Below are 22901 nucleotides of genomic sequence, written 5' to 3' on the forward strand. Positions count from 1 at the left end.
TTTCACCTCGCTTTTTTTATGGCTCTGTTTCTATTTGGGCATTGTCCTGAGCAGCTTCGGTCGTGTCCAAAGGAATGGAGTCTTCCAAATCTGGATTAGGTTCTGGAATATCATCCAAACCGTCCTCCTCTTCTCCAACAAATTGTGAGAATTTATCAATATACTCATTGAAAATCAAGGTCTCGGATTCTGCCAAGTCCCTGTCTTTGTTTTCTATGAGGATGTCAATATTTCTGCGGTAGGCTTGCATGTCGGCTAAGATATCGTCTATCTTTTCATATTGTTCATCCAATGGGGCACTGGAATAATACTCCAAATGCTCTTGGTAGACTTTCTTAAGTTTTTCATACAAAGCATGGGCCTTTTCGGTTTCTCCCACTTTGTAATAGCCATCTACAAAAGGTTCCACGAAAGCGTAGAATCCGTAGTAGTCCACAGGCATATTGGTCATGGCAATATCAATGACATCCTTGGCCTTGTCAATCTTGTTTTCATTGATCAATTGCTCCATCAATCGTGCTAGATTGCTACGGAACGAAAGACCTTGCGAGCGGGTCTGGGGATCGTGGTAAATGTCCTCACTTCCAGAATTGCCCCAATCCCATCCTTTTACGATGTCGTACATCAAATCAGTGTCAATACGACCCATTTCAAAGGAATTTCGGTTCTCTGTGCGGATAGGGACCAATTTATAGGCCAATCCATCCAGTTGGAGATAATCCTTCATCCAAATGTATTCGGCGCTGTCAAAACTTCCTCCGGAAAAATAGATGGGACGTTTCCAATCATTATTGGCAATCATGTCCAACATTAAAATCCTGTTCTTCGGCAAAACGCTCTTGGGAAGATCTATGTCGATATAATCCACAATCAAAGCGGAATCTTTTTCCTTTACCAATCCGCTTTCCAGTACATTCTTTTTATTGACAGGAATACGGATTTTGTTGGTGGGATAATAAATGATGTCCAAGGTACTTTGTGGATATTCACTGATATCGGCTCCTTGATTTTCCAAGATATGCCCAAACTTGGTCTGAGGTTTATCGCTCCCTACCCAATTGACAAAATCTTGAATGGTCCAACGACTATCAGTAATACCTCCTCTGTAGTAAATGGCGTCCCGAGTACCATAACGGTATTTGTCATGGGTGAGTTGGGAAGGGATGGCATCACTTTCGTAAGCCTTTCGCTTCATTTGGTCTATGTACCAATCCGTGGCGAACAGACTGGTGTTAATGATTCGGATATCGGTGCGGTATTGCTCAATTTCCTGCGCATACCATAAGGGGAAGGTGTCATTGTCCCCAATGGTGAACAAAATGGCGCCAACGTCTTCCTGACACGAATCCAAGTAAGCTTTTGCTGTGGATGGTGCCGTGTACCGGTTAGAACGATCATGGTCGTCCCAGTTTTGAAAGCCCATCAGAAAAGGAACGGCCAAGAGGCAGATTACCGAAATCACCGGAGCTGCAATTTTTGAGGCAACAATTTTTCGGAATTCATCGAAAAGTCCATAGACCCCAATTCCTATCCAAATACAGAAAACGTAGAACGATCCCACCAGCGAATAATCCCTTTCCCTCGGTTGAAAGATGTAGGGGTTGGTGTAAAACTGAATCGCGAGTCCGGTAAACAGAAAAAATACCAACAGTACCCAAAAGTGCTTGGGGTTTTTGGAAATCTGAAAGACTATCCCAATGATTCCCAAAAGCAATGGCAGGAAGAAATAGGTGTTCCGGCCTTTATTGTTCTCCCAATCGCTGGGAAGATTTTTTTGGCTGCCCAATCTAAGGCTATCCATAAAACCAATTCCGCTGAGCCAATGTCCGTTTTCATCGTACCTTCCTTGAACATCGTTTTGACGGCCAACAAAGTTCCACATGAAGTATCGCATGTACATATACCCAAATTGAAATTCAAACAGGTACTTTACATTTTGCCAAAGTGTTGGTGGCTCCACTTCAATATATTCATCAAATTTTCGAAGAAAATTTATGTATTGGTCCGTGTCCACCTCGCCTTGGGAATAGGCGGTTTTAAACTGTGCAACGGCTTCCCGAAGCTCATTGTTGGAGATGTATTCGGACTTTATCCGAAAATCAAGAGCTCCAAAATAGCGCATGTAATTCTCGGAATGTTGTTCGCTCCACATTCTGGGTAGCAACCCTACGTGCTTTGCATTGGCTCCCGGTACCGCATTTTCGTAGTGGTTCACAATGACATATTTGCCCAAAGCCAAGTCTTTTTCATATTTAGGGCTATCATCCTTGTCCTCACCGGCAGGGGCAAAGGTGTTTGAGTAGTAAGCACCGTATACCGGACTTTCCACTCCAGGATATTGCTCACGATTGTAATAGGCCAAAAGAGCCCGCGCATCAGCAGGGTTGTTTTCATTTACGACGGTTTTCGCATTGGCTCGGATAGGGAGCATCAACCATGAAGAGAAACCGAGAAAAACGAACATCATACAAAGTACAATGGTGTTTCCTGAATAGTAATTGTTTTTTCGGGTGTACCGAAGTCCAAAATAAAAGGCCGCAATAAAGAGTAGGCCCATGATGATGGTTCCCGAGTTGAAGGGCAACCCAATTTCATTGATGAAAAATACCTCAGCCCAACCAAAAAGTTCCAGTACGTAGGTAAGAGAAAATTTATAGACCAACATTAAAATGGCCACTACAATGATGTTGGCCAAAAGGAAATTCTTTACTGATGTTTCCTTGTATTTTTTGAAATAGTACAGCAATCCGATGGATGGGATGGCCAAAAAGCCCATAAACTGAATTCCGAAGGTGAGTCCTACCAAAAAGCAGATCAATAATAGCCAACGGTGTCCCCTGGGGTCGTCCAGATTGTCCGTCCATTTTAAGCCCAGCCAGAGCAATAGGGCCATGATTAAACTGGCCATGGCATACACTTCGGTCTCCACAGCATTGAACCAAAAACTATCCGAAAAAGTGAAGGCCAGTGCACCGACCATACCACTTCCAAAAATAGCGATGGCCTTGCTATTAGTGATAGGTTTGTCTTTGGCAATCATTTTTTGAACCAAATTGGTGATGGTCCAAAACGTGAACAGAACGGCAAAAGCACTGGAGACCACGGAAACGGCATTGACCATGAGCGCTATTTTGGATGGGTCGCCAAAGGCGAACATGGCAAAAAAGGCGCCGATCATTTGTAAAAGAGGGGCTCCTGGTGGGTGTCCAACCTGCAACTTTGCCGAGGTGGAAATGTATTCTCCCGCATCCCAAAAACTTCCTGTGGGTTCAACGGTTATGGCATAAACAATAAAGGCTATGGCGAAGGAAATCCACCCTAGGATGGTATCCCATTTTTTGAAGTCTTTTGCAAACATAGAGATGGTGGTTAACCAAGTTGTGGCGAATTTAGTAAATATAAGAGAGAAGGTTACCCCTTTTTGAAAAAGCTTTAACAGTATGGGATATAAAATTAGCGTGTAATCTTGCTAAAATATTTGTTGAAACCAAAGTTTGTTATAAATTTGCACGCTCAAATGTGGTACTGGCCTATGGTGTAATTGGTAACACAGCTGATTTTGGTTCAGTCGTTCAAGGTTCGAGTCCTTGTAGGCCAACAGAAAACCCCTTAGATCATTGATCTAAGGGGTTTGTTTTTTATTTAATGACTTACTTTTTCTTCGGTTACCCCAAGGCTCCTTTTACCGATTCGGAAAGTGTGGTGGTGGAGCGACCAATCAGCTTTGATAGGGTTTTGCCTTCATCGTACAAGTCACCTCTGGATGCACTTACATCCCAGCTGGCAATTCCTTCTGCAAAAACATCGGGTAAGCCAAGCCCTTTCAAAATTTTGGAATATTGCTCCTCCGGTAGATTTTGATAAGGAATGGTTTTACCAGTTTGTTTTGATATTTCTTCGGCCAATGTCTCCAACGTATAAGATTCATCTCCTGAAAGCTCATAAACCTTGTTTTCATGACCCTCTTTGGTCAAAACAACAGCTGCAGCTTCGGCATAGTCGTTTCTGGCGGCAGAAGAGATTTTGCCATTTCCGGCACTACCCACAAAAGCTCCTGCACCCACTGCGCCGGGGATTGAACCTGTGTAGTTTTCTGTGTACCAGCCATTGCGTAGAATGGTATAGGTGATGCCTGAGTCTTTCAATAATTTTTCTGTAGCAAGATGCTCCCCAGCTAAGTTTAGGGTTGAAGTATCCGCTTTCAGCAAGCTGGTGTAAACAATACGTTGTACGCCGGCTTCTTTGGCGGCATTGATGACGTTTTCATGCTGAGTGGCCCGTTTTCCAATTTCATTTCCTGAAATCAATAAAAGGGTGTCGATGCCTTTTAAGGCTTCGGCTAAACCTTCCCGTTTTTCATAATCGAACGCTCTAGCTTCAAAGCCTTCCACTTTTTGGGGTGAGCGAACCAGGGCCACTACGTTGCTTGCAGCTGCTCTTTTTGATAGTTGCTCCAAAACCAAATTTCCCAATTGTCCGGTTGCACCGGTAATTCCTATTTTCATGATGGTATAAATTAAATTGTAATAAAAATTGTTACATAATTGAATAAAAAAATATTAGTGAAACTCCGCTACAAAACCTTCCAATGTTTTTCCTTTTAGTTCATCAACTACAGACTGGTCAATTTTGGTGAACAAGCCATCCAGTTTTAGATTGATGTCCTTACCAATAGGGCATTTTGGGTTTGTTTTGTTTCGTTTGCCAAGCACATCTGAATTTTTAACGGCCAGATAAATCATATCCAACGTAATATCCCTACTGCTTTTGGCGAGGGTTGTACCCCCGGTTTTTCCTTTTCGGCTGATTACAAGTCCAGCTTCATTCAATACGCTGAGTTCCTTTCGAACAACAACGGGGTTAATGTTAATGCTTCCAGCAATCCATTCCGAGCTCAACCACTCATCCTTGCTATCCGCAAGAAGGGTTAAGATGTGAAGCGCTGTTGCAAAACGTGTGTTGTTCATAATCAGGGCAAAACTACGACACGTATTATAATGTAACAAAAAATGTTACATTAAAATGTTGTTAAATTATTTTTGATTAGGGTAGGGCGGGAACCGCATTCCCGCCCATTAATTTTGCAATTGTTATTTGTGCTTGGGTTCCCAAATAAGTCGAATAAAGGAACTTAAACGCTGGTTTTCCCTGCTCACAGGAATTCCACCCACAATACCGATCATGAGGTTGTCCACAATTCCCAATCGCATCTGCGGACGAACAGTCATGTCAAAGTCTCCGCTATCGAAAGTTTTGTTGAACTCAATCCCGATGAAATTCCGAGTTCCCGTGATCATGTAATGGAAACTTGTATTGATATCATACGTAGTATGAAATTTATGGGTGCTGAAATTCTGTTCAATCATTGGTCCTGTATAAATCAGGGAATGAAAGTTGTTTCCCCAGCGTTTGGCCACGACCAAGAATGGATTGTATACATTTCCTCGTATGAATGGATCACCAAAATTCCTGAAATCGGACAATTCAAATTCATTTATGTATCCAACGGCCATGGAAGTGGCCATGGGTTCACTCACAAAAAAGGACCATTGCGCAGCAACTTTTATGCTATTCAATTGGTTGGAGGGAATGGAATCCCGTTCCGTTCCATTGACGGGTGAGTAGAATGTGAACGGCAGCTCCACTTCAAGTCCCAATCGGTCCGCTGGGGCCCATTCGTACTCAATCAAGGCTTCATAGGAATCAAAGCGGAGGTTGTCCGTGAGCCCCAGACCCAAGTTCCATTCTCGTTCGCCTTTTCTGGCTCCAAGATCTCGAATCAAATCGATATAAAGGGGTTCGGCATGCAAAACCTTGGCGGGTTCTTTGTAGTCTTCCACCTGTTGAATGTAAAGGCTGTCTTTTTGTGATTTTGTGATTTGGGCATAGGTATATGTTGATGATGCCAATAGCAAGATTGGCATCGCTAATTTTTTGATATTCATTTTGATTTGTTTTTAAAACATTAATAAGCTCCCCTATGTTCAAAAGGTCATAGGAGTCGGTAGTACGGAAAAAACAAATCAAATTTTGGGAGGGGGACTGTCTATTTCTCCAAAACCGCTAGTTAAACAGGCACCATGATCTGGAAAATGTCTTGAATTTTGCAGTGCCAGAAGATGAGGAGCTTTGTAGTTGGTGTAAAATAGGACCAACAAATTGACTTTTACATTGTTCTTTTTGTTGTGGTCTTCACTGTCGGGGTCATCGTATTCCTCAAACGCATTCTCGAAGCCCAAGATTTTTTCAACTACAATTTCAATGATGCTTTCCTGGTCGTTGAACGATAGGTCCTCGGGAATGTAATCAGGGTTGGGGTCCACAGAATCCACACTGATGTTCAGCAGGAATAGCCCCATAAGGCCCCAAAAGTATTTGGTGAAGTTGCTATTTCTTATTTTGCCAATCACGGTTCAAAACTAAGGCTCTTTTCAGGTTTTTCCTATGCTGTTAACGTTTTACATTCTTCCAAGCGGGATTTACACTAAAGTGAGCATGTGGTATGAAACTGATTTTCACTTTTTCTGAACAACATAAGAAGTAATCGCTTTGACTTTGGAACCTTTGGCACTGGTAAACTCATAGAAATCAGAAAATCCGAAGACTGTCCCATCGGTCATTTTCATCTCGCCGTTGATGGCCGCCTCCTTTCCATGGGTGATAATGCCATGTATTGTAAGTTCAGTGGCTTTGTTTTCTCTCATTTTTTCCAACTCGGCTTTAAATTCCTTCTTGCCCATAATGGGTTTGTCTCCAACCAGGGTCCAAATAACGGCATCATCCATGTATTCCATGGCTTTCTCCAATTCATAGGAAGCAAAAAGGATGGTCAGGTTTTTCACGAATTCCCTTTTAGGGGAGTTTCCACAATCTGGTTTGATGTTGAGTTTCATATGATGAAAGCTTTATAGTTTAACCAAGCTGGCCCAATTGGAAGTATAACTCTTGAATTTTTTGTAATCATTGCTATTCTATTTCTCGTTCAATTATGGGTAAAATCGCATCTCGCCACTTGCTGTATCCAAGTCCAGTTAGGTGTATTCCATCAAATGAATACTCTGTTTTTAGCATTTCATTCTCAGAAAGTGACCGATTCAGGTCGACAAATTCAATGTTATGGTCAGCACACATTTTTTTTATGGCTTCATTTGTCTGCTTAACTTTTTTATTAAACTCAGCATAGTCCTGGTAGGTATCAGAAACATGAAGAATTGAAAAAATTACTGGCTTCACTTCATTTTGCTTCAGAACAGCTGCTATTTTTTCCAGATTGGACACAATGGTGTCGATGGGTCCTCCAGCATTTAAATCATTTACTCCCCCCATAACGAAACACAACTGTGGAGACGTGTTTATTACGTGTGGTAGTCTTTCCAACATTCCTTTTGTTATATCGCTTCCAACTCCCCTGTTGATCACATCGGACCTGTTTAGCAACTCATTCCAGTCCACGCGATAGGTAATTGAATTCCCCAGCATTACAATAGTACCCTTCTTTTTGTAATAGGGGTAAAGAGACATTTCTTGTTTATATCTCCAATTATTGGAATAGGGTATATCTTTAACTTCCTCAGTCTTGAACTTTCTTAAAATCCTAGAAGGATAATTTTCTTTGATAGAGATTAGAATCAACCCGATCAAAAGGATAATATTAAGTACTACTAATCTTTTCTTTGTCATGGGTCAGTGGTTGATTGCGATGATGGCTTATGGTTTTGAATTCCTCAATCGCAGAATTAAAGTTACATGATTGGAAATTATGATCATGTTTCAGTCATTATAAATCGGAGATTAATTTTTGCAGTTGTTCTTTGGCTCCTTTTCCGGGTCTGTTCGCATATCCATTTACCAACTCTCCATTGGGATTATAAATAAGATAATGTGGGATGGTTTTAATGTGCAAATCTTCAATCACTTTTGAGACATTACTGTTTTCAATAAAATAATTCTGATTTTCAGGGATTTGATAGGTTTGCACCGCTTTTTTCCAATTCACTTTGGTGTCGTTCAATGCCAAATAAATAAAAGCGATATTTTCTGTATCCAATTCTTTTCTAAGTTGATTTGAAGCCGGCATGGTCCGTAAACACGGAGCGCACCAACTGGCCCAAAAATCAACATAGAGCCATTTTCCTTGGTTGCGTTTAAGGACACTTGCAAAGGTGGTGGTGTCGTTTTGTATATTGGTTAAAATAAGCTGGTCTGATGTGTCAAAATCCAATTTATATTCTTCTACTACCTCATTCAGTTTGGCTCTATTGGTGGTGGATTCTTGTAACTTTTTAAAGTACAATTCTTTGTCTTTCACTTTAAAATTATCCCCAATTCCCTGGTATGAGTTGAATAAAAGATAGTTTTTGGCAGTTTGGTTAAAACGTTTGTCTTGAATTATGGAATCAAAACGAATTCTAAAATCAATATAGGCGCTTCCTGAAGAAGTATTGGTTTCATTGATCAGTTCCAGATCATATTGAGAAATATTGTTGAGGTATTCCCTGAAGAATGAAAATTTCAGTAGAGAGTCCGTTTGGGACAAATCGAACACAATAGGGGGCTCAATGGTTTCATTGTTCTGTAAAGATTGATGTTGTGCCAGCCACGCCTTAATATTCTTTAATTTTTTATGACTTTCCATCAATATGTCCAATGCATCTTTTCTATAGCTATAGTTAACCTCCGAGATTGAGTTGGTTGAATGCAAAGAATCCAAAAGCGCCATTTCTCTTTCATAATCTTTTTGGGCTTGGTCATAATAGTCCAATGATTTTTGCGGATATTCTGAAATATTTGCATTGAGGAACATGTTGCCAAAAACCAAGTAATGGCTAGAGTATTTGTTTTGAAAAAGCTTTTGGTGCCTGAAGTTATTATAGTTGATTTCAATGTCGTTGACATTCCTGTTCGTGATGTTTGCTTTTGGGACATTATCCTTAAAATTAAAAACCACCGTGTCCCCATTTTTGACCAAAAATGTCTGTTTTATGGCTGTGAAAAAGTTATTGGTTGATAGTTCAAGGTTTTCTGAATAACATTCTATGGTAATGGTGTCGCTGACATTTGGTTTTGGAATCCAAGTTTGGACATTGTTCATGTAGTCCAAATAGGTAAACCCATTGCTTTTTAAAGTAGCATATGGACCCGAGCTATCCACTGGCGTTTTTCCGAGACTATCCTGTTCCATGTAATGAACATATTTTGCAGGTGCATTGATTGAAATCAAAACAATCGTATTCGGCTTTGTGTTTATAGGCTCACTGCTCTCACTCTTTTCTTTGCACGAAGAAATGAGAACAACCAACAGACTCAAAGAGATGATTCGAATAAAATTCATTTGAATAGCAAACAATCAAAGGAAATCAAGATGGAACAACATTCCCTTCCTTTCAAATTTAACATAAAACAACATGAAAGAAGAAAGCCCCGCAAATTCAAATTGCAGGGCTTCTTATTGGTATAGGTTTGGTTGTTTATCTAAAGCGGTCAGTTTTTATTGACTCTATAGGTAATTCTTCGGTTGGTGATCACGGTTCCAATAGTGGTTGTTAAGGTGGCTTCACTGGAGGTTAAATCTCCACAGGTTGAACCTGAATAAGACACTTGTACCCGATAGATGTACCCGTTTTTATCGGTATCTGGCCCAATCACCGTGAGCGTCGCAGTTTGCGTGCCAGAGTATTCGCCTCCGTCTGCAATTGGTGAAAATGAGCTTCCGCCATTAGTACTCACTTCCCATTGATAGGTATCTGCGCCATTGGTGGTCACGGAGAAAGTGCCATTGTTGCCAATAATCACATTTTGGTCGGTTGGTTGTGCCGATATGGTAAACGGTGTTACGGTAATGGTCTGGTATACATCCAAAGAGTTTCCAGAAGCATCGGTTACTCGGTATGTACGTGTAATGATTTCAGGATTGCTGCCTCCATCACTAACATCACTTACAAAGGAGACGGTGGGACTTGGGTCACAATTGTCTGCCTCATCGGTAATGAGTGAAACATCAGCTGCCGGAATATCCGCAGTACAGTACACGGTTACTGGCGATGGCGCCGTAGCCGTTGGGTCGGTGTAGTCCACAGTTATGGTTGTGGTGGCCGCAAGGTTGGGATAAGAAGGGTCTCCGGGCATGCCCCCGTATTCTACCAAATATCCTTTAGGTTGATAATCTCCACTGGCCGCCCCGGTGTTGGAGAGGTCGTTCCATGATCCTGGTAGACCTACGCCTGGTGCGGTAATGTGTGCATAATCCTCATCACCACTGTTGTTGGGCTCTCCTCCGTTCCAGAATTCATAGCCAAAAGCTGTTCCTCCAGCATTTCCCTGCCAGAAAAAGGTTCCGGCTTCAGGACCCGTTACCCAGTACCAATCGCCTTCTGTTGCGGCATCACTGGCACCAATCCATCCAGCTCCGGGAGCCTGTGAACCCAAAAGGTCGGACTCATCTTGAATAGCAATGGTGGCCAAATACCCTTGCAGTCCATAAAAGGTTCGTAGGGCGGCGGCATCACGGGCACTGGTCCAAGTAATGCCCAGTGAGGGAACATATTCGTAATAGTGACCTGTTGAGGCCAAATAGTTTGCTTCATCGAGAACAATCGAAAAAGTTCGAGTGTCTCCAGAGGTAATCACCCCAGTCGTTTGAAAGACCACATCACTCACAGCTGCTTCAAATTCGACCAAAGTGGTAGGACCGGTCAAGGTCAATCTTCCTTCGGAAACGTCCCAGCTTGAAGTGATGTTGGAGTGGGTTCCCGTTAAAGTCAAAAGGTCCCCGGCATTGTTATAGTTTGAGGTAATCTGAATGTAAACTGCATCCAAAGTGGTGTCATCTGGGTCGGTAATGGAAACGCTTTCCACAATGTTAATGGTGCCGCCAGGGCAAAACTGTTGGTCACCGGTCGTCGTAATGGAAGGAGGTTGGTTTCCGTCATTGGTATCATCCCTAAAGTCAAGGTCACCACCAGAGGCAACGTCTCCATCAGAATCGGGTAACATGCGAGAGCCACCTGTGGTGTTCAGTGGGTTGTCAATATCACCTCCTGGGTCATCATAACCGGTTGTGGTGTCGATGCTATTGTCCAAACCGTCTCCATCGCTATCCGTTCCGGAAAGGGTGAGGGCTGCTTCGGTGGTGTCATTGGTACCGTCATTGTCGCTATCCGTATCCAGAAAATCGGGAGTGCCATCTCCGTCTGAGTCCACAGCTGAGATTCCTCCGGTTTCATAAGCATTATCCAGACCATCGTTGTCAGAATCGGTTCCAGATGGTGCGGTGTATCCCAACGAAGTTTGGGCTTCTACGTTGTCGGGAATACCATCCCCATCACTATCCAAATCTTGATAATTGGGAATGCCGTCCCCATCTGTATCCACGGTGGTGCAATCTATGCCCCCGCCATAACTGGCGCCGTACACTCTTGCACCCACTTGCCAAGCTATGATTTTAATGTATTGAAGACTACTTCCGCTCACGGTAAAAGTTACTTCGCGGATTGAGCCCGGAGTTGTACCATTGGCACCGGCCAACCAACCATCGCTGCCTCCGGCGGCAGAAGAGCGTTGTATTTGCATATCGGTGCTGGACACTGCGGGATCTGCCCCTAAAAATACACTCACTGAAGTGCCTACGGTTATCGGTTGGGCAAATTGCAATAGTATTTCGGATTGTCCTTCGTAGGTAGATGTGGAATTGTAGGCATATGTGGTTCCAGGGAATCCTTGTGCATTCGCTGGACTTCTGAAATAGGCAAGATTGGTCGCAGTCTGCACATAGTTTCCTCCAGTGCTTCCGCATTCATCCACATCCAAGATGCCGTCATTGTCATCGTCAACATCCACACTGTCCTCAATACCGTCTCCATCCAAATCCGCGATTGTAGCACCGCAATTGGAATAGAGCACTGAAAAAGGAATATTTTGTTTTGAAATGGAAGGGCCTTGATATTGAACCGTTAGGTTTTGACCTCCTCCATTTTCATAAAAGAGTACTGTAATATCGTGAAGACCAGCGGTTAAAGTAACTGAACCGGACCGCTCTTGGGTTCCATGGTTTCCGTCATTATTTACAATCTGACTCCCATCGATATAAAGTTTGGAACCATCATCGGAAGAGGTGTAAAAGGTGTATGATCCAGCCGCATCGATTTGGATGTATCCGGAATATCTGATACCGAAGCTATCGGTATCGCCAGGATCCTGTATGTTTTGAAGGGCGTTCACATCAAAACTAGTGTATGTCCCAGAGCCCAATGCTCCTGTAGTAGGGATATTATCTACTGTGTTTCCTGAGGGTACCCCATCATAGAATTCAAAATCTACCTCACCATTACATATTCCCGAAACTCCTGAAACCGTAACGTTATCGATAAAATATTGTTCCGCACCATCATTATTGTACATCTGAACCCTAATTTCTAGTGTGGTGTTTCCTGAAGTCGATAAATTAACGGTATAAGAAGAGTTCAAAGGATTTGAAGTTGATCCCGATACATTTACGAATTGTTGCCAAGACCCTCCATCAATGCGATACTCTCCCCTAAAATAATCCTGTCCATTATCCATTTCACTTGGCGTATTTGCCCAAGTATCCATATAAAAACTGATAAAGGAATATCCTGTGATATCAATGGAATTGACCTGCCATGTCCCTACACCTCCTAGGTTTCTGCCTCGCAGAGCATTGTTTCGAACAGACAAACTATTTCCCCGGTCAGTTGTCCAGTTGGAAGCAGAAGGTCCTGTTGCAGTACCACTTTGTGTATTATTGGCATAGGTGAAATTTTCACTCCAAAGCGTGGTCTGTGAGAAAGAAAAGAAACTTCCCCATAAAAAAAATACCAAAAGTGCCATATGGCCCTTGGAAATTTTGGGTTGTATTTCCTTCGTGAACAAAGTTGAGGTCATGTTCCGTGTTGATTTGTATACAAAGCTAGCCTGAGTATACTGTATAGAAAATATTTGTTGTGAAATGGGGGAATAGGGATGTTTAGCCTTTAATTCCCACGGTTTCCTACAAGTAGGAGTGCATAAATAATGGCTTAAAGACTAATTTATAGGATTTTGCATGAACACCTCTTGTCAGTTTTACGTTAAAATGGTGAGGCAAAATACGTTTTGTTGAACATGGGTTGCAGATACTGTATATATTATCGTATATTTGCACCACTGAACGGATATAAAAAGTATTCATGAGGGGACCTTGAGTCCCCTCTTTTATTACTGAATTCTTATGTTTAAGGAGAAAGTGAAGTCGCTGTTAGACAAGGCTTTGGAGGAGCATCCATCTTTGTTTCTGATAGATTTTACGGTTGGTGGTGATAACAACATCAGAGTGATTTTGGACGGTGATTCCGGGGTCAATCTTCAGGATTGTATGGACATCAGCCGTGCCATTGAGCACAATCTGGACCGGGAAGAAGAGGATTTTTCATTGGAAGTAACATCGGCAGGGGCCACTTCGCCATTGGTTTTACCGCGTCAGTACAACAAGAATATTGGAAGAAAATTAAAGGTCAGGACAGTGTCCGAAGAGTTGGAAGGGACTCTGGTCAAGACCTCGGAAAATAGTATTACCTTGGAGTGGAAGGCCCGTGAGCCCAAACCAGTGGGTAAAGGAAAAGTTAGCGTACAGAAAAAGCAGGAAATTGCATTTTCTGACATTCAGCAAGCAAAAGTGATATTAAAATTTTAATTGTAGATCAAAAATGGAAAACCTAGCGCTCATCGAATCCTTTTCGGAGTTTAAGGACGATAAGTTTATTGACAGGGTTACCCTTATGGCCATTTTGGAGGATGTGTTCCGAAATGCACTCAAGAAAAAATTTGGTTCTGATGATAACTTTGATATCATCATTAACCCAGATAAAGGGGATTTGGAGATTTGGAGGAACCGTGTGGTGGTTGAAGATGGTGAGGTAGAGGATCCGAACGAGGAAATTTCCCTTACCGAGGCTAGAAAAATCGAGCCCGATTTTGAAGTTGGGGAAGATGTTTCCGAAGAGGTAAAATTGATAGATTTGGGAAGAAGGGCGATTTTGGCACTACGTCAAAACCTTATTTCCAAGATTCATGAGCACGATAACACCACCATCTACAAGCAATTTAAGGACTTGGAAGGTGAGATTTATACCGCTGAGGTGCATCATATCCGCCACAAGGCCATCATTTTGTTGGATGATGAAGGAAATGAGATCATCCTTCCAAAAGAAAAGCAGATTCCATCTGACTTTTTCCGAAAGGGAGACAATGTTAGAGGGATTATTGAAAGCGTGGAATTGAAAGGAAACAAACCTACCATCATCATGTCCAGAACGTCACCTGTGTTCTTGGAGCAATTGTTCTTCCAAGAAATCCCAGAGGTGTTCGATGGTTTGATCACCATCAAAAAAGCCGTTCGTATCCCTGGAGAAAAAGCCAAAGTGGCTGTTGACTCTTATGATGATAGGATTGACCCAGTAGGAGCTTGTGTAGGTATGAAAGGTTCCCGTATCCACGGAATTGTCCGTGAATTGGGGAATGAAAACATTGATGTCATCAACTGGACCAACAATCCACAATTGATGGTGACACGGGCATTGAGCCCTGCAAGGGTATCATCCGTGAAACTGAACGACGAGAAAAAAACAGCTCAAGTATACCTAAAGCCAGAGGAAGTTTCCAAGGCTATTGGTAGAGGTGGGCATAACATTCGATTGGCCGGTCAATTGACTGGTTACGAAATAGATGTGTTCCGTGAAGGCGTTGAGGAAGATGTGGAATTGACCGAGTTTTCAGATGAAATAGAAAGCTGGGTTATCGATGAATTCAAGAAAATTGGATTGGATACCGCACGCAGCGTTTTGGAACAAGATGTAAGTGACTTGGTGAAGCGAACTGATTTGGAAGAGGAAACTGTTCAAGATGTCGTTCGCATCCTCAGGGAAGAATTTGAAGATTAAGCTATATATTAGCAGCGAATTTTAGGGCAAGTAAAACAATTTATGGCAGGAAACCCAACAATACGACTTAACAAAGTTCTCAGGGAATTGAACATTTCATTGGATCGGGCAGTGGACTATCTTACCTCCGAAGGGCATGATATAGAGGCACGGCCTACCACAAAGATCACGGATGAAGTGTATCAAGTCCTGTTGGATGAGTTTCAAACGGATAAGAGTAAAAAGGTAGCTTCCAAAGAAGTTGGCGAAGAAAAGCGCAAGGAGAAGGAAGCCATCAGAATCCAGATGGAACAGGAGCAGGAAGAACGCAGGTTGGCCAGGGAAAAAAAGAATGCCGAACAACAGGTAATTAAGGCCAAAGCTGAGCTTTCGGGTCCAAAAACGGTGGGTAAAATCGATTTGGACAAAAAGCCCGAAGCTCCCAAAGCAGAGGAACCGGAAGAGAAAGTAGAGGAGCCTAAGGCCAAAGAGGTGGAAACTCCAAAAGTGGAGGCTGAGCCCAAAAAGGCCGAGGAGCCCAAGAAGGAACCAAAGCAAGAGGCAAAACCTGAGGAAAAGGAAGCAACTCCAGAATCTGGCACCATCAAGACCCAATACCAAAAGTTGAGTGGTCCTAAGATTACGGGAGATAAAATTGACCTTTCCCAATTCAACAAGCCCAAGAAAAAGAAAGAAGAGCAACAAAAATCCAATGGAGCTTCTTCGGATAGCAATGCAGATAGGAAGAAACGCAGAAAGCGTATAGTAAAGAATGGTCCTCAATCTGGAAATGGACGCCCCAACAAAGGAGGCGGTGGAACCGGACCAGGAAGAAGAGGACAGCGAACTTCAGCTCCTAAGGTGGAGCCTACCGAGGAAGAAGTACAAAAGCAGGTGCGTGAGACCTTGGAGAAACTTCAAGGGAAATCCAGCAAAGGGAAAGGAGCCAAATATAGAAGAGAGAAGAGGGACCAGCACCGTCAACAAACGGAAAAAGACCTCGAACAACAGGAGCTTGAAAGCAAAATCCTAAAGGTTACCGAGTTTGTTACAGTCAACGAACTCGCGACCATGATGGATGTTTCCTCAACCCAGATTATTTCGGCCTGTATGTCGTTGGGAATCATGGTGACCATGAACCAGCGTTTGGATGCCGAAACACTTTCCATCGTTGCTGATGAATTTGGATACGAGGTTGAGTTTGTTACTGCTGAGATCGAGGAATCCATTGAAGAAATAGAAGATGCTCCGGAAGATTTGAAGCCAAGAGCGCCCATTGTTACCGTTATGGGTCACGTTGACCACGGTAAAACATCGCTATTGGATTACATCCGGGAAGAAAACGTAATTGCAGGTGAAAGCGGGGGTATTACCCAGCACATCGGCGCTTACGGAGTTTCACTGGAAGACGGACAAAAAATAACATTCTTGGATACACCGGGTCACGAGGCCTTTACGGCGATGCGTGCACGTGGTGCCCAAGTTACCGATATCGCTATTGTGGTGATTGCGGCGGATGATGACATCATGCCTCAGACCAAAGAAGCAATCAGTCACGCTCAAGCGGCAGGAGTGCCAATCGTGTTTGCCATCAACAAAGTGGATAAACCAACGGCAAATCCGGATAAAATTAAAGAAGGTCTTGCCCAAATGAACCTTTTGGTGGAAGATTGGGGTGGAAAAATCCAATCCCATGATATTTCGGCCAAAACAGGTCAGGGAGTAAAAGAGCTTTTGGAAAAGGTATTGTTGGAGGCTGAATTGCTCGAATTACAGGCAAATCCAGATAGATTGGCCTCGGGTACCGTAGTGGAAGCCTTCTTGGACAAAGGACGAGGGTATGTTTCCACCATATTGGTACAAAGCGGTACTTTAAAAATCGGAGATTACGTATTGGCCGGAACCTGCAGTGGTAAGGTCAAAGCTATGCATGATGAACGTGGAAAAACCATCAAGGCGGCTGGTCCTTCCACTCCAATTTCCATATTGGGATTGGATGGAGCCCCACAGGCGGGAGATAGATTCAATGTGTTGGAAGATGAGCGTGAAGCAAAACAGATTGCCGCAAAACGTTCGCAATTGCAGCGTGAGCAATCCGTACGTACACAACGACACATTACTCTGGATGAGATTGGCCGAAGAATTGCTTTGGGCGATTTCCAAGAGTTGAACATTATTCTTAAAGGTGACGTGGATGGTTCTGTGGAAGCATTGACGGATTCCTTCCAAAAATTGTCCACTGATGAGATTCAGGTGAACATCATTCACAAAGGTGTGGGTGCTATCACAGAATCTGATGTCTTGTTGGCCAGTGCCTCTGATGCGATCATCATCGGATTTAACGTTAGGCCAATGGGCAATGCCCGCACCGTGGCGGACAAGGAGGAAATCGATATTAGAATGTACTCCATTATTTACGATGCCATCAATGACTTGAAAGATGCGATGGAAGGTATGCTTTCTCCTGAAATAAAAGAGGAGATTACCGGTACCGCAGAAATCAGGGAGACCTTCAAGATTTCCAAAATTGGAACCATTGCAGGTTGTATGGTGACCAATGGCAAAGTCTTTAGAAACTCACAAATACGATTGATTCGGGATGGCGTTGTCATCTACACCGGAGAGCTCGCTTCCTTAAAACGATTTAAGGATGATGTGAAGGAAGTATCCAAAGGATATGACTGTGGTCTTCAGATAAAGAATTACAATGATATCAGGGAAGGGGATATTGTAGAAGCCTTCCAAGAAGTTGCAGTTAAGAAAAAGCTGTAATTGAAATAAAGAAGTATAGATTGAAACTAAAAAATCCCGCAAAAGCGGGATTTTTTATTATTGGGAATTGCCTTCAGGCTTCAGGAGCATGGCGTCGGGATATTTTTTCCGAACCTCCAAGTACTTCCGTTCTGCTTCCAATTTTGTTCGGAATCTACCCAATCTTACTCTATAGGTAGGGGATTCAAATTCAATTTTGGAATACCATCCTGGGAAATCAATATCCACTTGGTTCTTCAGGTTCTGTGCTTTTTGGTAATTGCCAAAACCGACCTGTATTTGGTAAAATTCCGCTTTGGAATTGACTTCGGTGTATAATTTTACCAGCTGATCTATTCGTGGGTCCTGTTGTATGGACACGGTGCCTTCCTGCGCTGAAAGTTGAAAGGTCAACCCTGTCAGGAATACAACAAATACGGCGGTTTTCATGAGATTCTGCTGTTTTTTAATCTTATTTTTCACAAATGTAATTCTTTAAGTTCTAAACCAGTGAATTGGGTTTTATTTAGAATGTTTATAAATTAGATGTTATCAATACCTTAACATTTCAAAAAATGAGTCTATGTCGTACTTTTGTCACCAATTTTGGTGGATGAAAAGCTATTGCTCTCAATATCAATAGAAATAATCATACCAAAGATTTCGACAGAAATTTCGATAATATGAAAAAGGTTTTATACCGCCATCTATTTTCTAAAGTTTTAGGTTTTTCTCTCCTACTTTTTTCCACTTCATTTTATGCTCAGGAGGCAGCTGCTGATGCTCCTGCGGAAGCTGCGACCGAACAGGCTGCTGCTGATGCTGGTGGAGGTGACCCTGCAAAAGGGAAACAGCTCTTCAATCAAAACTGTGCTGCTTGCCACGCCTTGGATCGTAAAATGACCGGACCTGCGTTGGCCAATGTGGAACAACGTTTATCAGAGGATGAGGGATTGGATCGTGAATGGATTCATGCTTGGGTGAAAAACAGTCCAGGGGTAATTGCTTCTGGTGATTCCTATGCAAATAAGATTTATGCAGAGTACAACCAGGCGGCCATGACGCCTTTTCCAACATTGTCTGATCAAGACATTGACGATATTTTGGCGTACACTGCGGCTCCGCCACCCGCTGCTGCCCAACCAACCACTGCTGCGGCTGCTGGGGATGCAACCGGTACTGCTTCGAGCGGTATTTCCAATGAAATGATTTTAGGTGCATTGGCATTGGTGTTCGGTCTGTTGGTCATCATGTTGATTTTGGTGAACAAGACCTTGCGTAGAATTGCCGAGGCCAATGGAGTTGTCTTGGAGAAAGAAAAGGCCGAAAAACGTTTGCCATTGTGGAAAGCTTTTGCCCAAAACCAGTTCTTGGTGTTGGTTGCTGTGATTTTCCTATTGTTATCTGGTGCGTATTTTGCTTACGGCTATTTAATGCAGGTTGGCGTTGATCAAGGATATGCTCCCGTTCAACCGATTCACTTCTCGCACAAGATTCACGCAGGAGATAACAGGATTGAATGTAAATATTGCCACTCTTCGGCACGAGTTTCAAAGACTTCAGGGATTCCTTCTTTGAATGTTTGTATGAACTGTCACAAGTCCATTTACGAATATGCTGGAAATCCAGAAGGACCATCAGCAGAAGATATTGCGGCTGGACATACCAACGAGTTCTATACCGGCGAAATCAAGAAATTGTACAAAGCCGTTGGATGGGACGAAGAAAACCAAAAATATACGGGCGAATCAAAACCTGTGGAATGGGTTAGGATTCACAACCTTCCCGATTTTGCCTATTTCAACCACTCACAGCACGTTTCCGTAGCAGGAATTGAATGTCAAACCTGTCACGGACCCATTGAGGAAATGGAAGTTGTTGAGCAGTTTGCTCCACTGACCATGGGATGGTGTGTAAATTGCCACCGTACCACCAATGTTAAGGTTGAGGGTAACGAATACTATACTGCTATTCACGAAGAACTGTCCAAAAAGTATGGGGTTGAGGAGTTGACCGCGGCCATGATGGGTGGAATTGAATGTGGTAAGTGTCACTATTAAGAATTAAAGGAAGATAATCTCAGATATATCGTATGGCATCAAACAAAAAATATTGGAAGAGCGAAGCGGAGTTAAATCCGAACGATTCCATTGTTGAGGCGCTAAGAAATAACGAATTTACAGAACAGATTCCAGTGGATGAGTTCTTGGGCGACAAGGAGAACTTGTCAGCCTCCAACACCAACAGAAGGGATTTCCTAAAGTTTGTTGGATTCAGTACAGCGGCAGCAACGATTGCAGCTTGTGAAGGTCCAGTGCATAAATCCATTCCTTATGTGGTTCAACCAGACCGCATTGTGCCCGGTGTTGCCAACTACTATGCAACTACCATTGCAGATGGATTTGATTTTGCGAGCATTTTGGTAAAGACCCGCGAAGGAAGACCCATCAAAATAGAAAACAATACCGATGCAAAAGTGAACGGTGGAGCCAATGCCCGTGTTCAAGCATCTGTATTGACATTGTATGATAGCAAAAGGGTTCAAGGGCCTTCGGCCAACGGTGAGCCTATTGAATGGAAAGTATTGGATGCGACGGTACGAGCCAAATTGGGAAGTTTAAAAGGTGGCAACAAGCAAGTTGTGCTTTTGACCCAGACCTTTGCCAGTCCATCAACCAATAAATTGATTGCCGAGTTCAAAGCGGAATATGGTGAGAATGTAAATCACGTGGTTTATGATGCCATTTCCGAAGATGCTGCCTTAAGTGCTTACAATGCTGCTTATGGTGAGCGTGCTTTGGCTGATTACGATTTTGAAAAAGCAGATTTGATTGTTTCCTTCGGAGCTGATTTCTTAGGAGATTGGCAAGGTGGTGGATACGATAGTGGCTATGCCAAAGGACGTGTTCCAAAACATGGAAAAATGTCCAAGCACATCCAATTGGAATCCAATATGTCTTTGACCGGGGCAAATGCTGACAAGCGTTACCCAATGACCCCAACCCAGCAAAAAATTGCTTTGGCCAAATTGTATGGCAAGTTGAACGGAAGCAATGTGGGTGGCGGAACTTCTGATGTTGATGAGGCTGTGGATTATGTTGCGGCCCAAATCAAGAAAGCGGGAAGCAAAGCGGTTGTGGTTTCTGGATTGAATGATGTTCATGCACAAACCGTGGTATTGGCCATCAACAAATTGTTGGCCAGTGAAGCATTTGATGCTGAAAGCCCAAAATATGTGCGTCAAGGTGATATTGCTAAAGTAACCAAGTTGGTTGCTGATATGAATGCAGGTCGCGTTGGAGCCTTGATCATGGCTGGTGTAAATCCAGTGTATACCCTTCCAAATTCAGAAGAGTTTGTGTCAGGACTTGAAAAAGTAGATCTTTCTGTTGCTTTTGCTTTCAATAATGATGAAACAGCACAAGCATCACAATATGTCGCTGCGGCATCCCACTACCTGGAGTCTTGGGGTGATGCAGAATTCAAAAAAGGACGATACAGTTTAATGCAGCCCGCCATTCGCGAGTTGTTTGATACCAAACAATTCCAGTCAGCACTATTGACATGGATGGGCAGTGAACAAACCTATTACGATTACATCAAAGAAACATGGAGTGCCGATATTCTTCAAGGAGGTTCTTGGAACCAAGCACTTCAGGATGGTGTGTTTAGGGCAGCTCCTCCTGCGCCTACTGCGGAACAACCTGCTGTTGCTTCCACAGAGACCAGTGAAGAAGAAGTTGAGCCAAGCATCGTTCCAATAGCTTCTGCTATCCGTTCTTTGGTGAACGCCACAAGTACCGGTACTGAAATGGTATTGTACTCCAAAGTGGGTATGGGGGATGGTCGTCAGGCCAACAACCCATGGTTGCAGGAATTCCCTGATCCTATTTCCAGGGTTTCTTGGGACAACTACGTTACTGTTTCCAAAGCGGATGCTGAGCAATGGGGCGTGGAAAACTTTACCGTTGCAAACGGTGGTGTGAATGGTAGTTACGTTAACTTGACCGTTGATGGAAAAGTATTGGAAAACGTTCCAGTAATCGTTCAGCCTGGACAGGCCGTTGGTACTGTTGGACTTTCTTTCGGATATGGAAAGAAAGCCGGAATGCAAGATGAAATGGCCACAGGGGTCAATGCATATACGTTGTACAAAGATTTCTCCGATGTTCAATCCGTAACCGTTGAAAAAGCGGGTGGAGAACACGAGTTCGCCTGTGTGCAACAACAAAAAACATTAATGGGTCGTGGAGATATCATCAAGGAAACTACCTTGGAAATCTTCAATACAAAAGACCATGCTGAGTGGAACCACATGCCACATGTTTCATTGAATCACAATGAAATTCCAGTGACATCTCCAGATGCTGACCTTTGGGACAGCTTTGATCGTTCCATTGGGCACCACTTCAATCTATCCATCGATTTGAATGCTTGTACCGGTTGCGGGGCTTGTGTGATTGCATGTCATGCCGAGAACAACGTTCCTGTGGTTGGAAAAGAGGAAATTCGTCGCTCACGTGATATGCACTGGTTGCGCATTGATAGGTATTATTCTTCCGAAGATACCTTTGAGGAGGATAATGAGAAGAAAGAAAGTATGGATGGTCTTTGGGGTGAAAAAGGCTCTTTGGGAGGCTTCCGTCAAATGGAAGACCCATCAGCCAATCCTCAGGTGGCTTTCCAACCTGTAATGTGTCAGCACTGTAACCATGCGCCTTGTGAAACTGTTTGTCCGGTTGCGGCAACATCACACAGTAGACAAGGTCAAAACCATATGGCTTACAACCGTTGTGTAGGTACAAGATATTGTGCCAACAACTGTCCTTATAAAGTACGTCGATTCAACTGGTTCTTGTACAGTAACAATGACGAGTTCAATTTCAACATGAACAACGATTTGGGTAAAATGGTATTGAACCCAGATGTGAACGTACGATCCAGAGGGGTAATGGAAAAATGCTCCATGTGTATCCAAATGACCCAAAAGACCATCTTGGATGCCAAGAGAGACGGAAGGGTCATCAAGGATGGTGAGTTCCAAACCGCTTGTTCAGCTGCATGTAGCAGTGGAGCCATGGTATTTGGAGACATCAACGATAAGGAAAGCAAGGTGGCCAAATTGAAGGAAGATGATAGAATGTACCACTTGTTGGAGCACGTAGGCACTAAACCCAATGTGTTCTATCATGTTAAGGTAAGAAACACTGACGAGGCTTAATCAATAATAAGAAGTAA

General features: G+C 43.1%; 15 protein-coding genes and 1 tRNA gene. 6 read left to right on the forward strand and 10 right to left on the reverse strand.

The window, feature by feature from the left end; genetic code table 11:
* Window positions 1-16: 16 nt before the first annotated feature.
* Window positions 17-3358 (reverse strand): glycosyltransferase family 117 protein, encoded by a 3342-nt coding sequence (locus ACFSJE_RS13455; RefSeq protein ID WP_379831485.1) that lies wholly within the window; start codon window positions 3356-3358, stop codon window positions 17-19.
* Between the two features lie 168 nt (window positions 3359-3526).
* Here ACFSJE_RS13455 and ACFSJE_RS13460 point away from each other — a divergent pair.
* A tRNA-Gln gene (locus ACFSJE_RS13460) sits at window positions 3527-3598 on the forward strand.
* A gap of 67 nt (window positions 3599-3665) precedes the next feature.
* Here the strand turns inward: ACFSJE_RS13460 and ACFSJE_RS13465 are convergent.
* From ACFSJE_RS13465 to ACFSJE_RS13500, 8 genes are all read right to left on the reverse strand, one after another.
* Window positions 3666-4505, reverse strand: coding sequence for an SDR family oxidoreductase (locus tag ACFSJE_RS13465; RefSeq protein WP_379831486.1), 840 nt, complete (start codon window positions 4503-4505; stop codon window positions 3666-3668).
* 54 nt (window positions 4506-4559) lie between these two features.
* A complete protein-coding gene (locus ACFSJE_RS13470) occupies window positions 4560-4967 on the reverse strand; it encodes an Rrf2 family transcriptional regulator (protein WP_379831487.1) in 408 nt (135 codons plus the stop codon).
* A gap of 123 nt (window positions 4968-5090) precedes the next feature.
* The gene (locus ACFSJE_RS13475) at window positions 5091-5945 is read right to left on the reverse strand and encodes an HAEPLYID family protein (RefSeq protein WP_379831488.1); all 855 of its coding nucleotides are present in this window, start codon (window positions 5943-5945) and stop codon (window positions 5091-5093) included.
* 78 nt (window positions 5946-6023) lie between these two features.
* A complete protein-coding gene (locus tag ACFSJE_RS13480; RefSeq protein WP_379831489.1) occupies window positions 6024-6359 on the reverse strand; it encodes a hypothetical protein in 336 nt (111 codons plus the stop codon).
* Between the two features lie 156 nt (window positions 6360-6515).
* Window positions 6516-6893 carry a nuclear transport factor 2 family protein gene (locus ACFSJE_RS13485; protein ID WP_379831490.1) on the reverse strand — a complete coding sequence of 126 codons (378 nt, stop codon included), beginning with the start codon at window positions 6891-6893 and terminating at the stop codon, window positions 6516-6518.
* 73 nt (window positions 6894-6966) lie between these two features.
* Window positions 6967-7680 (reverse strand): D-alanyl-lipoteichoic acid biosynthesis protein DltD, encoded by a 714-nt coding sequence (locus ACFSJE_RS13490; protein WP_379831491.1) that lies wholly within the window; start codon window positions 7678-7680, stop codon window positions 6967-6969.
* A gap of 97 nt (window positions 7681-7777) precedes the next feature.
* Window positions 7778-9331, reverse strand: coding sequence for a TlpA family protein disulfide reductase (locus ACFSJE_RS13495; RefSeq protein ID WP_379831492.1), 1554 nt, complete (start codon window positions 9329-9331; stop codon window positions 7778-7780).
* Between the two features lie 149 nt (window positions 9332-9480).
* Window positions 9481-12900 (reverse strand): PA14 domain-containing protein, encoded by a 3420-nt coding sequence (locus ACFSJE_RS13500; protein ID WP_379831493.1) that lies wholly within the window; start codon window positions 12898-12900, stop codon window positions 9481-9483.
* A 325-nt stretch (window positions 12901-13225) separates the two neighbouring features.
* Between ACFSJE_RS13500 and rimP the strand changes: the two genes are divergently transcribed.
* Genes rimP through infB form a run of 3 tightly spaced genes read left to right on the forward strand, consistent with a single transcriptional unit; the run spans window position 13226 to window position 17684 of the window.
* A complete protein-coding gene (gene rimP, locus ACFSJE_RS13505; protein WP_379831494.1) occupies window positions 13226-13687 on the forward strand; it encodes a ribosome assembly cofactor RimP in 462 nt (153 codons plus the stop codon).
* A gap of 13 nt (window positions 13688-13700) precedes the next feature.
* Window positions 13701-14933: a transcription termination factor NusA gene (nusA, locus tag ACFSJE_RS13510; protein WP_379831495.1), complete on the forward strand. Its 1233-nt coding sequence runs from the start codon at window positions 13701-13703 to the stop codon at window positions 14931-14933.
* Window positions 14934-14975: 42 nt separating this feature from the next.
* Window positions 14976-17684 (forward strand): translation initiation factor IF-2, encoded by a 2709-nt coding sequence (gene infB, locus ACFSJE_RS13515; protein ID WP_379831496.1) that lies wholly within the window; start codon window positions 14976-14978, stop codon window positions 17682-17684.
* Window positions 17685-17741: 57 nt separating this feature from the next.
* Here the strand turns inward: infB and ACFSJE_RS13520 are convergent, their stop codons facing one another.
* Complete coding sequence (locus tag ACFSJE_RS13520; RefSeq protein WP_379831497.1) at window positions 17742-18113, reverse strand: SPOR domain-containing protein; 372 nt, start codon at window positions 18111-18113, stop codon at window positions 17742-17744.
* A gap of 233 nt (window positions 18114-18346) precedes the next feature.
* Here ACFSJE_RS13520 and ACFSJE_RS13525 point away from each other — a divergent pair, with 233 nt between their 5' ends.
* Both ACFSJE_RS13525 and ACFSJE_RS13530 read left to right on the forward strand, forming a co-directional pair.
* Window positions 18347-19723, forward strand: coding sequence for a c-type cytochrome (locus ACFSJE_RS13525; protein WP_379831498.1), 1377 nt, complete (start codon window positions 18347-18349; stop codon window positions 19721-19723).
* A 32-nt stretch (window positions 19724-19755) separates the two neighbouring features.
* Window positions 19756-22884 carry a TAT-variant-translocated molybdopterin oxidoreductase gene (locus ACFSJE_RS13530; RefSeq protein ID WP_379831499.1) on the forward strand — a complete coding sequence of 1043 codons (3129 nt, stop codon included), beginning with the start codon at window positions 19756-19758 and terminating at the stop codon, window positions 22882-22884.
* Window positions 22885-22901: the final 17 nt, after the last annotated feature.

The organism is Flagellimonas iocasae, assembly GCF_042682725.1.
Classification (GTDB): Bacteria; Bacteroidota; Bacteroidia; order Flavobacteriales; family Flavobacteriaceae; genus Flagellimonas; species Flagellimonas iocasae.

Bases quoted from the DNA above. Each gene is read 5' to 3' on its own strand.
- ACFSJE_RS13455 (WP_379831485.1), bottom strand. From the start codon at position 3,358: ATGTTTGCAAAAGACTTCAAAAAATGGGATACCATCCTAGGGTGGATT.
- ACFSJE_RS13465 (WP_379831486.1), bottom strand. From the start codon at position 4,505: ATGAAAATAGGAATTACCGGTGCAACCGGACAATTGGGAAATTTGGTT.
- ACFSJE_RS13470 (WP_379831487.1), bottom strand. From the start codon at position 4,967: ATGAACAACACACGTTTTGCAACAGCGCTTCACATCTTAACCCTTCTT.
- ACFSJE_RS13475 (WP_379831488.1), bottom strand. From the start codon at position 5,945: ATGAATATCAAAAAATTAGCGATGCCAATCTTGCTATTGGCATCATCA.
- ACFSJE_RS13480 (WP_379831489.1), bottom strand. From the start codon at position 6,359: ATGGGGCTATTCCTGCTGAACATCAGTGTGGATTCTGTGGACCCCAAC.
- ACFSJE_RS13485 (WP_379831490.1), bottom strand. From the start codon at position 6,893: ATGAAACTCAACATCAAACCAGATTGTGGAAACTCCCCTAAAAGGGAA.
- ACFSJE_RS13490 (WP_379831491.1), bottom strand. From the start codon at position 7,680: ATGACAAAGAAAAGATTAGTAGTACTTAATATTATCCTTTTGATCGGG.
- ACFSJE_RS13495 (WP_379831492.1), bottom strand. From the start codon at position 9,331: ATGAATTTTATTCGAATCATCTCTTTGAGTCTGTTGGTTGTTCTCATT.
- ACFSJE_RS13500 (WP_379831493.1), bottom strand. From the start codon at position 12,900: ATGACCTCAACTTTGTTCACGAAGGAAATACAACCCAAAATTTCCAAG.
- rimP (WP_379831494.1), top strand. From the start codon at position 13,226: ATGTTTAAGGAGAAAGTGAAGTCGCTGTTAGACAAGGCTTTGGAGGAG.
- nusA (WP_379831495.1), top strand. From the start codon at position 13,701: ATGGAAAACCTAGCGCTCATCGAATCCTTTTCGGAGTTTAAGGACGAT.
- infB (WP_379831496.1), top strand. From the start codon at position 14,976: ATGGCAGGAAACCCAACAATACGACTTAACAAAGTTCTCAGGGAATTG.
- ACFSJE_RS13520 (WP_379831497.1), bottom strand. From the start codon at position 18,113: ATGAAAACCGCCGTATTTGTTGTATTCCTGACAGGGTTGACCTTTCAA.
- ACFSJE_RS13525 (WP_379831498.1), top strand. From the start codon at position 18,347: ATGAAAAAGGTTTTATACCGCCATCTATTTTCTAAAGTTTTAGGTTTT.
- ACFSJE_RS13530 (WP_379831499.1), top strand. From the start codon at position 19,756: ATGGCATCAAACAAAAAATATTGGAAGAGCGAAGCGGAGTTAAATCCG.